Annotated in this window: 12 protein-coding genes and 1 other RNA gene; 10 read left to right on the top strand and 3 right to left on the bottom strand. The window is 27.4% G+C overall.

The window, feature by feature from the left end; genetic code table 11:
* Window positions 1–2: 2 nt before the first annotated feature.
* Genes alaS through KJR01_RS03315 form a run of 4 tightly spaced genes read left to right on the top strand, consistent with a single transcriptional unit; the run spans window position 3 to window position 5,789 of the window.
* Window positions 3–2,543, top strand: coding sequence for an alanine--tRNA ligase (alaS, locus tag KJR01_RS03330; RefSeq protein ID WP_214117115.1), 2,541 nt, complete (start codon window positions 3–5; stop codon window positions 2,541–2,543).
* Complete coding sequence (locus KJR01_RS03325; protein ID WP_214117112.1) at window positions 2,537–2,995, top strand: hypothetical protein; 459 nt, start codon at window positions 2,537–2,539, stop codon at window positions 2,993–2,995. The genes alaS and KJR01_RS03325 overlap by 7 nt, the downstream gene beginning before the upstream one ends.
* 9 nt (window positions 2,996–3,004) lie before the next feature.
* Window positions 3,005–4,948, top strand: a complete 1,944-nt coding sequence (locus KJR01_RS03320) for a PBP1A family penicillin-binding protein (protein ID WP_214117110.1) — start codon at window positions 3,005–3,007, stop codon at window positions 4,946–4,948.
* A gap of 10 nt (window positions 4,949–4,958) precedes the next feature.
* Window positions 4,959–5,789: a hypothetical protein gene (locus KJR01_RS03315; protein ID WP_214117106.1), complete on the top strand. Its 831-nt coding sequence runs from the start codon at window positions 4,959–4,961 to the stop codon at window positions 5,787–5,789.
* A 100-nt stretch (window positions 5,790–5,889) separates the two neighbouring features.
* On the opposite strand, the gene KJR01_RS03310 is transcribed toward KJR01_RS03315, so the two are convergent.
* Together KJR01_RS03310 and KJR01_RS03305 are read right to left on the bottom strand one after the other, a co-directional pair.
* Complete coding sequence (locus tag KJR01_RS03310; RefSeq protein WP_214117104.1) at window positions 5,890–6,507, bottom strand: hypothetical protein; 618 nt, start codon at window positions 6,505–6,507, stop codon at window positions 5,890–5,892.
* A 68-nt stretch (window positions 6,508–6,575) separates the two neighbouring features.
* Window positions 6,576–7,325: a histidine racemase CntK family protein gene (locus KJR01_RS03305; protein WP_214117102.1), complete on the bottom strand. Its 750-nt coding sequence runs from the start codon at window positions 7,323–7,325 to the stop codon at window positions 6,576–6,578.
* 53 nt (window positions 7,326–7,378) lie between these two features.
* Here KJR01_RS03305 and rnpB point away from each other — a divergent pair.
* Window positions 7,379–7,703: RNase P RNA component class A (gene rnpB / locus KJR01_RS03300), an RNA gene on the top strand.
* A 9-nt stretch (window positions 7,704–7,712) separates the two neighbouring features.
* On the top strand, window positions 7,713–8,078 hold the full coding sequence (locus tag KJR01_RS03295; RefSeq protein WP_214117099.1) for a YbgC/FadM family acyl-CoA thioesterase: 366 nt from the start codon (window positions 7,713–7,715) through the stop codon (window positions 8,076–8,078).
* Window position 8,079: 1 nt separating this feature from the next.
* On the opposite strand, the gene KJR01_RS03290 is transcribed toward KJR01_RS03295, so the two are convergent.
* On the bottom strand, window positions 8,080–8,808 hold the full coding sequence (locus KJR01_RS03290) for an ATP-binding protein (protein ID WP_214117097.1): 729 nt from the start codon (window positions 8,806–8,808) through the stop codon (window positions 8,080–8,082).
* 128 nt (window positions 8,809–8,936) lie between these two features.
* On the opposite strand from KJR01_RS03290, the gene KJR01_RS03285 reads away from it, so the two are divergent.
* From KJR01_RS03285 to KJR01_RS03270, 4 genes are all read left to right on the top strand, one after another.
* On the top strand, window positions 8,937–10,217 hold the full coding sequence (locus tag KJR01_RS03285) for an aminotransferase class V-fold PLP-dependent enzyme (protein WP_214117095.1): 1,281 nt from the start codon (window positions 8,937–8,939) through the stop codon (window positions 10,215–10,217).
* A gap of 10 nt (window positions 10,218–10,227) precedes the next feature.
* Window positions 10,228–10,809, top strand: coding sequence for a hypothetical protein (locus KJR01_RS03280; protein WP_214117093.1), 582 nt, complete (start codon window positions 10,228–10,230; stop codon window positions 10,807–10,809).
* A complete protein-coding gene (locus KJR01_RS03275) occupies window positions 10,772–11,176 on the top strand; it encodes a glycosyl transferase family 90 (protein WP_214117091.1) in 405 nt (134 codons plus the stop codon). Before KJR01_RS03280 ends, KJR01_RS03275 begins: the two co-directional genes overlap by 38 nt.
* Before the next feature lie 100 nt (window positions 11,177–11,276).
* Entirely contained in the window at window positions 11,277–12,356 is a 1,080-nt protein-coding gene (locus KJR01_RS03270) for an NAD(P)/FAD-dependent oxidoreductase (protein WP_214117089.1), read from the top strand.
* Window positions 12,357–12,366 lie beyond the last annotated feature (10 nt).

The following is a 12,366-nucleotide window of genomic DNA, read 5'->3' as shown; positions in this document are numbered from 1 at the left end:
AAATGGATATAAGAAAAGAATTTTTAGAGTTTTTTGCTAGTAAAGGTCATGAAATTACCCCATCAAGCCCACTTGTGCCTGATGATGCGACTTTGCTTTTTGCAAATGCAGGAATGGTTCCTTTTAAGAGTATTTTTACAGGTGAAGTGCCACGCCCAAATCCACCTAGAAAAACAAGCTGTCAAACTTGTATTCGTGCAGGTGGAAAGCACAATGACTTAGATAATGTTGGTTATACTGCAAGGCATCATACATTTTTTGAAATGTTAGGAAATTTCTCTTTTGGTGATTATTTTAAAGAACAAGCTATAGCGTATGCTTGGGAATTTGTAACTGAGGTTATAAAATTACCTAAAGATAGGCTTTATGTAACCGTTCATGAAAACGATGATGAAGCTTATAATATGTGGCAAAAACACATTGCAAAAGAACGCATTTATAAATTTGGAGATAAAGATAATTTCTGGCAAATGGGTGATACTGGCCCATGTGGTCCTTGTAGTGAGATTTTTTACGACCAAGGTGAAGAAAATTTTAAAAGTGATGAAGATTATATGGGTGGAGATGGAGATAGATTCCTTGAGATTTGGAATTTAGTTTTTATGCAGTTTGAAAAACACCCTGATGGAACTATGACAAAACTACCAAAACCTAGCATTGATACAGGTATGGGGCTTGAGCGTGTAAGTGCTATTAAAGAAGGTAAATTTAGCAATTTTGATAGCTCATTATTTATGCCAATAATTGAAAAAATCGCAAGTTTAGCAAACTTAAAATATGAATATAAAAGTGGTGCTAGCTTTAGAGTAATTGCTGATCATATTCGTTCAGCTACATTCTTACTAGCTCAAGGCGTAACATTTGACAAAGAAGGGCGTGGATATGTTTTACGCCGTATCGTAAGAAGAGCTTTAAGACACGGATATTTACTAGGATTTAAAAGTGCATTTATGTATAAATTAGTAGATATTGTTTGTGAATTAATGGGAGAGCATTATACATATTTAAATGAGAAAAAATCTTTTGTAAAAGAGCAATTATTAAGCGAAGAAGAGAGATTTTTAAATACTATTGAAAATGGAATGAGTATTTTTAATGAAGAGCTTAAAAATACTAAAAATGTTTTTAGTGGAGAAGTTGCGTTTAAATTATATGATACTTATGGCTTTCCACTTGATTTAACTCTTGATATGTTAAGAGAAAAAAATCTTAAAATTGATGAAGACAAATTCAATGAACTAATGGCTAAGCAAAGAGAATTAGCTAAAGCAAATTGGAAAGGTAGTGGGGATAAAGCAACTCACGGAGATTTTAAAGAATTATTAGATAAATTTGGTGTAAATGAGTTCGTTGGATATGAAAATACTGAAATTAAAGCAAAATTATTAGCTGCTTTAGATGAAGAATTTAAAATTGGAATTAAAAGCAAAAAAGCTTGGCTAATGTTTGATAAAACTCCACTTTATGCAACAAGTGGTGGGCAAAATTACGATTTAGGTAGTATTTATAAAAATGATAAATTAGTTGCAAATGTGATTGAAGTTGAGAAATTTTTTGATATTAATTTAGCTTTAGTTGAAATTGTAGGTGATTTTAATGTAAATGATGAATTATTAATCAAAATTGATACCGAAAGAAGAGCAGAAATCGCAAGACATCATAGTGCTACTCACTTGCTTCATTATGCGTTAAGAAAGGTTTTAGGAGAAAATGCAACTCAAGCAGGTTCATTTGTAGATTTTAATAGAATTAGATTTGATTTTAATTTTACCCGTGCATTAAACGAAGATGAGCTAAAGCAAATTAGTGATATTGTAAATGATATGATTTATAAAGCTACAAATTCAAATATTCAAATAACTGATATTGAAAGTGCAAAAAAATGTGGTGCAATGGCGCTTTTTGATACAAAATATGGCGATAAAGTAAGGGTATTAACTTTAGGAGATAGTATTGAGCTTTGTGGTGGAACTCATGTTAGCAATACTTCAGTAATTGGCGATTTTATAATATTAAAAGAAAGCGGAGTAAGTGCTGGTGTTAGAAGAATTGAAGCAATAGCAAGTAAGGCTGCTAAAGAATACTCAAGGAATTTGATTGCGGAATTTGAAAATATCAAAAAAAGTCTAAAAACAAATGATATTTTAAAGAGTTTTGAGAATTTAAAAAATGAAATAAAAGAACTAAAAGACGCTTTAAAAAATGGTGCTAATAATTTAAATAGTGAGATTATTAACGGCATTAATGTTTGCGTTAGTGAATATAACGGGCTTGATATTAAAGCTAGTATAGATGAGTTTAAAAATAAATTTGATAAAGCTGTCATTGTTTTAATCGCTTGCAAAGACGATAAAGTAAGCATTGCGGTTGGCTCAAAAAATACTAGCGTTAAAGCAGGAAATTTAGCTAAGATTGTAGCTCAATTTTTAGGCGGAAATGGCGGCGGTAGAGATGATTTTGCTACTGCTGGTGCAAAAGATATTAGTAAAATCAACGAAGCTTTAGCTTTAGCAAAAGATGAAATCAAGAAGGTAATATGCTAGGGCTTGATAGCTTAGTTTTACCTTATATACATTTATTAGCCGGTATTTGCTTTATTGGTCTTCATTTAGGCATTAGAGCAAATGCTGGTTTTTATTTATGTGAAGATGAAGAGAATTTACAAAAAGCACTAAGGATATTAAAAAAGCAGCTTTATGCGTTTTTTGTTTTAATGGCTGTTATGGCTTTTAGTGCTATATATGTAATGATTAATAATAGTTCTGACCCATTGTTTAATACTTTAGCATCTACGCAATGGTCGCTTTATGCTTTTGCCACTTTAAATTTATTATATATTTATTATCAATTTATTTTATGTGAGAAAGAAAAAGAAAATAAATTATTGGTTTGTAATGAAAAAATAGCTTTAATTGTTTATTATTTTATCCCGTTAAATATTTTGATTTCTTGTATTGGTGTGCTATTTGCTTTACTCATTAGCACTATGATTTAAGGAGATTTTTTGAAATACATTATTTATTTTATAGCTGTTTGTGGAATTTTAGGCTGTGTTGTTTTAGGATATTTTTTAAATGTTGTTGAAAATAAAGATATTGATTATAAGGAATTTGATTTAGACCTTACAACTCAATTTTATGATAGAAATGGCACTTTACTTGCAAATGTTTTTAACGAAAATAGAGCTTATGCTAGATTTGAAGAAATTCCACCAAGACTAATTGAAGCATTAATTGCTATTGAAGATACGAGTTTTTTTGAACACGAAGGAATTAATATTGATGCTATTTTTAGAGCAATTATCAAAGATATTCAAAAAGGTCGCTTAGCAGAAGGTGCTTCAACTCTTACTCAACAACTTGTGAAAAATCATTATTTAACAAATGAAAAAAGCATTAAAAGAAAAATAAATGAAGCAATAATTAGTTATGAAATTGAAAAAAATCTAACAAAAGAACAAATATTAGAAAGATATTTAAACTTTATATTTTTAGGGCATGGATATTATGGGATTAAAACAGCTGCTGCTGGGTATTTTCATAAGGAATTAAACGAACTTAGCCTTAAAGAAATGGCTATGTTAGTTGGCTTACCAAAAGCTCCTAGCACATATGATCCTACAAAAAGAATTGATTTATCGCTTTCAAGAGCTAATGCGGTTTTAAAAAGAATGTATGATTTAGGCTGGATTAGTGAAGCTGAGTATAAACAAAATGTAGCTTTAAAGCCAATTGTTTATGATGAGAGTTTAACTCAAAATAAAGCTCCTTATGTAATAGATGAAGCTATTAGACAATTACAAGCTATGGGAATTGAAGACATTAAAACAGGTGGTTATAGAGTTGAACTTAGTGTTGATTTGAATACTCAAAAAATAGCTGAAGAAGCTATTAAGTTTGGATATGATGAACTTATCAAAAGAGATAAAGATATAGATTTAAACCAAATCAATGGAGCTATGATAGTTACAGAGCCTAGTAGCGGGGATATTTTAGCTTTAGTTGGTGGGGTTGATTATTATAAAAGTAATTTTAATCGTGCTACTATGAGTAATCGTCAAGTGGGTTCAAGCTTTAAGCCATTTGTATACCTTACAGCTTTAAATCTTGGCTATTCACCTGCTAGCGAGATTGCTGATATTGCAAGAGTATTTGAAACTCGTGATGCACAGGGTAAGAAAATGATTTGGAAGCCTAAAAATTATGGAAAAGATTTTAATGGTTTAATCACTCTTAAAGAAGCACTTACAAAAAGTAGAAACCTAGCTACAATTAACTTATTACTTGATACTAGCCTTAGTTTTGTTCATCAAACAATTACTAAATTCGGTTTTACAAATGTTCCACAAGATTTATCAATAGGATTAGGTTCTTTTGGGGTTAGTCCTTATAATTACGCTGAACTTTATAGCATTATTTCAAATTATGGAACAAAACAACCTATTAGATTGATTACAAAAGTTACTGATAAATTTGGTAATGAAATTGAGTTAAAAACCAAAGAAGCAGAAGAATTTGTAAAACCTGAACAAGCTTATTTAATGATTGATATGATGAAAAATGTTGTCGCAGCCGGAACTGGTGGTGCAGCAAGAATTGCAGGACTTGAAGTAGCTGGAAAAACAGGGACATCAAATAAAAGTATAGATGCTTGGTTTGTAGGTTTTGCGCCTAGTATTCAAGTAATAACTTGGTATGGTAATGATAATAATAAGCCTATGAAATATTATGAAGGTGGTGCTAGAACGGCTGCTCCTGTATTTAGATATTTTATGCAAAAATATTTAGCAGAAAATCCAAATATTAAAAGAACTTTTGATATACCAAAAGGCGTTGAAAAAAGAGTAATTGATGGTAAAACTTGGTTTTATACAGATAAATCACCTTTACCAAAAGCAAGCAGAAATGATATATTAAAACAACAAGAAGAAGATGGATTGATGTTTTAGGTAAGTTATTATGAAAATATATAATAAAATTTTAAGAAGTTGTATTAAAAGAAAGTATGAGATTTTATCTTTATTTAATAATGATATTAAAACTATAAATCCTTATGCTTTTATAAGGGTTTATAATGAAATAGAAACGATAGAGGCAACGCTAAAAACAATAGTGGGGGGGGGTATTACAAGAGGAGTTCTAGGCTATCACTTAGATGAATTTGGTAAAGATGATGGAACTAGTGAAGTAATTAAACAATTTTGTAAAAATAATCCAAATTTTATAGCATTTGAATATCCATATAAGGTTATACCTCCAAGTAAGACAATGTATTTAAATGATATTAAAGAAGAGTATAGATTGGATACTTATTATAATTTTGTGCTTAATAAAATTCCATTAAATGATTGGTTGATTAAAATTGATTGTGACCATATTTATAATGAAATTGCATTAAAAAAGGTATTAATGCAACCAAAAAGTATTATTGATAGTATTTATTTGCCTGCTCTTAATATGCATTATAGTGATGGTAAATTATATTTTTTAAAGAATTTTTATAAAATAGGAGATGACCATTGGTTATTGTTAAGAAATAAAGATACTAATTTTTGCATTGATAAAGATATGGGTTGTGAATTTTTAAATTATAACTTTTTTAATTTTATTAAAGCAGAAAATATAATAAGTCTTCATTTTCCGTTAATGAAAAAATCTCGTATTCATTTAGCAACTAAAGATAATTTAATTCCTTATGATGAATTTGATTTTTCACAATTAAAAATGACAGAGATTGATAAAGAATTTATTTTAAACAAAGAAAAAATTTTAAGTTATTTTAATTCCTAAGTATTTTAAATTCTAATTCAATTTAAAATCTAGTATTAATTATATATTACTATCAAATATATAGCTATATTTTATAAAGTTGAAATATTAAATTATTCACTTATTTTAAACTTTTATAATTTTTAAGAAAATATATCAAAATAGTAGCAAAACTAGGGATTAAAAATGCAAAAATTAAAAAAGTTAAAAAACTAATATAATCAATTCCGTATCCATATTTTATAAATTTTATATCAGGCGGGAATATAAATGCTATAAAAATTAAAAAACAAATAGTTATAAGCCTAAAAATTAAAGATTTTTTATTTAATTTTATATTAAGATTTGTAGAATTTGTATTAAAAATCATAATAATAACATATAAAATAAATATTAATATTATATAAAATACCCCAAAAAATACAAGTAAAACAAATAAAGGTATCAAAAATAAACCAGCATAAAATAACCAAGATTTACAAGAATTTGCCTTATAAATAAGACTTAAAAATAATATGCTAAAAAATGGTAGTATCAATATATCTATAAAATATGCTTGAAAAGTAAAAATACTTTTAATTACTCCTATTTTAAACATTAAAAAACCAAAAAATATATAAGAGCTTAAAATTAAAAGTAAAATGCCCCAAAATTTAAAAAAATCTGCTGTGCTTAAACTTGCATTATAATTTAATAAAAATATATTTAAAAGAGTTTTTAAAAATATATTTTTAAGCATTTTTATCCTTTAGATTTGATATTTGTTATTAAATTGATATATAAAATATATGTTAATATGATATTAATTTACAAAATATCTTTAATAATTGAGCTAATATCTATAAAGCCATCAACTTCTCTTAAAAACAAATACTCATTTGAAGGTTGTTTTAGTGCTAAATAATTTTTACCTAAAATTTCATTGCAATATAAATAACTAGCAAAACTCCCACTCCCACAAGCGCTCTCATAAAATAAAGTCTTAATATCTCTTACCCAGACAATAGGCTCAAGACAATCACCTTGTAAATACATAAAACCACTTGCTTTTTTGTCTAAAAAATCATTATCTTTTAAATATGAATATGCAAATTCTTTTAAATTAATTTTAGATAAATCTAATTTTTTCGTATAAATAATATGAAAAATATCTCCTAAATCTACATAATATATATCATCATCAAGCTTATTTAATTTATATTCATTTTTAAATCTTAAATAATAAAAATTATCATCTTTATATAGTTTTTTAATATTATTATCTTTTATAAAATCACTACTACTAATACCGCATAAATAATCTTTATCATTTAGTTTAATTTTTGTAGTTTTTAAATTATTAGTATCTAAAAAATACTTTCCCGCACATCTTAAAGCATTAAAACAAATCTCTCCACCTGCCATTTTTAATTCATAATCTTGCACAAAGCCAACTTGTTCAACATCTTTATGCTTAGATAAAATCTCATTATTTATACTTTTAAAATCTAAGTTATTAATACCAATAACCAAAGCTGTAGTATTTCCCGCTGGATAATATAAATTATATTTATACATTTTTTACTCCTTTAATTTTCTTTATCTTAAACAAGCTTAGTTAAAATGGCGTAAGAGTATGGTGGATAATCGCTTTTAATTAAGAGGAAAGTCCGGGCTGCAATAAGATGAGGTTCCATCTAACAGATGGCTAGAGCAATCTAAGGGAAAGTGTAACAGAAAATAAACTTCCTAATTTTAGGTAAAGGTGAAACGGCGGGGTAAGAGCCCACCAGTGATTATGCGAGTAAAAGCAATTCAGCTTATAAACCCAACCTGCAGCAAGAAGGGGTGGTTTTTATCTTATATTTTAAACCCTTCGCTAGAGTGCTATTGTGAAATAGTAAGTAGATAAATGATTATCCAAGACAAAACCCGGCTTATAGCCATACTCTTTTAAGGATTAGGATGCAAATTAGAGTTTATTATGAAGATACTGATTGTATGGGGATTGTCTATCATACAAATTATTTAAAATATTGTGAAAGAGCTAGGAGCGAATGGTTTTTCGCTAATGAAGGAAAAGATTTATTAAAAGAAAATCCTTTTGCATTAAGAGAAATTAAGGCTATTTATAAAGCACCTGCTAAATTAGGAGATATTTTAGAAGTTAAAAATATTCTTGTAGGATTTGATAAATATTGTTTAGAATTAAAGCAAATAATTTATAAAGATGATAAAGCTATTTTTGAAGCTTTTATAAAATTAGTTCATATAAAAGATGGCAAACTATCCCCAATTAGCGAAGAATTAAAAGAATATTTGAGTAAATAATTTATATAAATTCTTTAAAATTTTCGTGATTAGCTAGTATTAGCCTTTTATCATTTAAAGCTAGAAGTTTTTTGCTAAAGCCGTTTTTGCTAAAAAGTATAAAATAATCAGGCTCAAAACCCAAATATCTAGCCTTTTGAATGAGTTTTGAATACGAGCTAATACACATTTTTTTGCCATTAAATTTCACTTCGCCTAATAAAGATATTTCGTAATTATCATAAAAAATATCACATTCATAATCTTTGCCCCAAATACTTTTAATGCCTTTTATATTAAATCTCTTCTCGCACCACTCACAAGCGATTTGCTCGTAAATAAACGACTGATATTCATAAAATTTCTCATTAATTAATCTTAAGGCTAATTCTTTATCTTTTAAAATTATTTTCTCCATTGCCTTTAAAAAATAAAAATAAAATCTAGTGTAATTAGAATTAAAAATAACTTTATTTTGTGGATAAAATCTCTTAAAACTCAATAAATCATTATTTAATTCAAGTCTTAAAAAACCACGATTGATTAATGAATGAAAGCTCTTTCTAGCTTTAAATCTTGAGCCGTATTTGTTGATAGAAAACTCCAAGCGAGATTTTCTAGCATAGTGAATTAGTGCCTTGCATTCGCTTTCATTTATTTCAAATTCGTAAGGATTATATGTATTTACTAGCTCGTGTATATAATAATTAATATCATTTAAACTAGGTTTAAAACTCTTATCTCCAAACACAGAATAAAAGTCTAACGCTTCATCTAAATAAAAATGCGGATATCTTTTAATAAAGTCTAAAAATTCTATAACTACCCCTTAATTTTTTTGTGCTAATTTTACTTTAATTATTTTTACAAAGGGCAAAAATGCAAATTAGTGAGCTAAAAAGCGACATAATTTTAGATGAAAATACAAAATATTTTGATTACACAGCAAGTGCTTTAGCACTAAAATCAATTGAATTAAAAATGCAAAATATTTTAAAAACATACGCCAACACTCATTCAGATAGTGCAAAAAATTCAAAAATAACAAGTAAATACTATAAAGACGCAAAAAGCTATATCAAAAAAAGCTTAGGATTAAATTCTAATTATAGCTTGATTGCTTGTGGGAGTGGCTCAACTGCGGCTATTAAAAAATTTCAAGAATTATTAGGAATATATGTTCCACCGCTTATTAAACAGCGTTATTTTAATGATATTGCTAAAAATACTTTGCCTTTAGTAATTGTTAGTGCGATTGAACACCATTCAAATGAGCTTAGTTTTAAAGAAGGTTTATGCGAGTGCATTAGGCTAAATCATAGGGATTTTAATAGTGATTTATACGAGCTTGAAAGAATTTGCAAAAAGAACGCTAATAGAAAAATAATAATGAGTTTTAATGCCGTTAGCAATATCACAGGAGTTAGAGCAAACCTTACAAAAATCAGCGAAATTGCGAAAAAATATAAAGCGATTTTAGCAATTGATGCAAGTTCGGCTATACCTTATGAAAATATTGAAATTCCGTTTGATGCTTTGTTTTTTTCAGGACATAAAATGCTAGGTGGAGTTGGCACGAGTGGATTTTTAGCTATTAAAAATGAGCTTATTGGCAAAATTCCTACATTTGCAGCTGGTGGGACGGTTGGCTATGTTAGTAGGAGTAATTATGAGTTTTTAGACGATGCTGAAAGCCTTGAAGAGGGTGGAACCCCTGCGATTTTACAAGTTATTAAAAGTGAATTGGCTTTTAGACTTAGAGATGAAATAGGGCTTGGAGTGATTAAAGAAAAGGAAAATATCTTAAAAGAATATTTTTTAAACGCTATTAAAAAAGTGCAATTTAAATACAAAATCACACTATACGCTGCAAATATTAAGGATAGATTGCCTATATTTTCACTAAATTCTACAGGCGTTAGTCCTTATGATTTGGCTAGGGTTTTAAGTGATGATTATGGGATAGAAACTCGTGCTGGGTGTGCTTGTGCTGGTCCTTATGCACATGATTTATTAAATTATGTGGATAATCAAAATTTCAATGCTAAGCCTGGATTTTTAAGAATAAGTTTGCATTATACTCACGAATTAAGCGATATTGATTATTTGATTAACGCACTTTGCAAAAGCATAGAAAAGCTAAATAAGAATTTAAAATAAGGAAAATAATATGAGTAGAATGATTATGAATTTAAAAGGACTTGGTGCTTTAAGTATTCCAAGAGTGTTTTTTAATATGCAATTAATTTCAAAATTAAATGCTTTAAAAAAGCTAAAAAATTATGAGATTTTACATATAAAAAATAGATTGAATTATTACAATAAAATTAATGATTTTTTTGAGCTAAAAAAGATAGAAAATGTAGAGCATTCTAAATTAGGCGAAAACTTATTAAAAAACACTTCATATTCTTTTGATTTTTACAAGGTTAGCAAATATTTTCATAAAGATTTAAAGATAAATAAATTCTTTTATGATTGTTCTAGCGAGTTTTTAAATACCATAACAAAATCAAGACCAATTGATAGTAAAAATGTGATTTTAAAGCTTGATAGCAGAAGACATTTTTGTTTTTTAAATGATAAAAATGATTTTAAAGATAAAGTGGATTTGGCTGTTTTTAGGGGTGCTTGTGTTCAACAAAATAGAATAGATTTTATTAATAAATTTAAAGATTGTAAAAGACTAAATCTAGGTAATGTAAATAAGAAAAATGGGGGGGGGGTATTTAAGCAAGGAAGAGCAGCTTAAATATAAATTTATAATCTCTCTTGAAGGTTGGGATGTTGCTACAAATCTTAAATGGATAATGAGTTCAAATTCTATCGCAATTACTCCAAGATTAAAATATGAAACTTGGTTTATGGAAGGAAAATTAATTCCTAATGAGCATTTTTTATTAATTCAAGATGATTTTAGCGATATTTTAGATGTAATGGATAATGCTTTAACTAATGATAAATTAGTAAAAAATATTATTAAAAATCAAAATGAATATATACAACAATTTTTAAATCCTAATATAGAAGAGTTGCTTGGTATTTTGGTTTTAGCGAAGTATTTTTATTATTCAAATCAAGTGAAATTAGATAATTTTGTAATTGAATTATTTGATTGAATTTAAAATATATAAATTTTATTTTAAACTTTATTAATATTTAATATGAATTAAAGTAAAAATATTTTAATATTTATTAAATATTTTTAAAGGAGAGTTTATGAAAAAAATTGTATTTTTAGGTGCTGGGTATGCAAATTTAAGTCTAATTAAAAAGATTAAAAAGAAAAATCTAAGAAAAGCAGAATTTATACTAATTAACAATAATTCTTATCATTATAAAACGACAGAATTACACAAAATAGCAGCAAGAGAAAGCGAAAAAGACATAGTAATAAATTTAAAAAGCATACTGCCTAAAGATATAACCTTAATTTGTGATAATGTAAAAAGTATTGAAAATGGCAAGGTTATTTGTGAGAATGCAAATTATGATTATGATGAGCTTTATGTTGGGCTTGGTGCGAGTGTAAATACCTTTGGCATTGATGGACTTGATGAATGCTTAAATATTATAAATTATAAAAACGCTTTAAATACTGCTGAAACACTTTATAAAAATCTTGAGCTTTATGAGAATAAAAATGTAATTATTTGCGGTGCAGGGCTTAGCGGAGTAGAGCTTTGTGGCTCAATCGCTACAACTTGCAAAAATCTAGGAATTAGCATTAATTTATATTTGGTTGAAGCAATGGATGAGATTTTGCCTGTTTATACTAAAGATTTAGCTAAAAAAGCTAGAAATTATTTAGAAAATCTAGGCGTAAAAGTTCTAAGCTCTCATAAAATAATCAAAAAAGTTGACGATAAATTATTCTTAAACGATGAAAATAATTATATAGAAGCAAAAACTATAATTTTTACAGCTGGCATTAAGGGTAGTGAAGTAATTGCAAATAGTGGCTTTAATCACAAAAATAATAGAGTTTTAGTAAATGAGTATTTAATGGCACCTAATTTTGATAATTGTTATGTTTTAGGAGATTTGGCGATTGTTTCAAATTTTGCACCTACTGCACAAATTGCTTGTAAGCAAGGAAAATACCTAGCAAAAAGACTAAATGCAAGACTTGAAGGAATTGAGTTTAACGAACCTTTTAAATACAATGATAAAGGTAGCATTTGTTCGGTTGGAAAAGACTATGCAATAGGCATTATTTTAGGTAAAACTTATAGTGGTTTTATGGCAAAAAGTCTTAAAAAATTAACCGAAATAGAATGGAGTGAAACTCTAAAGTAAAACATTAAAA

This window comes from Campylobacter sp. 2018MI10 (genome assembly GCF_018501175.1).
Lineage (GTDB): Bacteria > Campylobacterota > Campylobacteria > Campylobacterales > Campylobacteraceae > Campylobacter_E.
The sequence above is the reverse complement of the archived record's forward strand: the minus strand, read 5'-3'. Positions and strand labels throughout refer to the sequence as shown.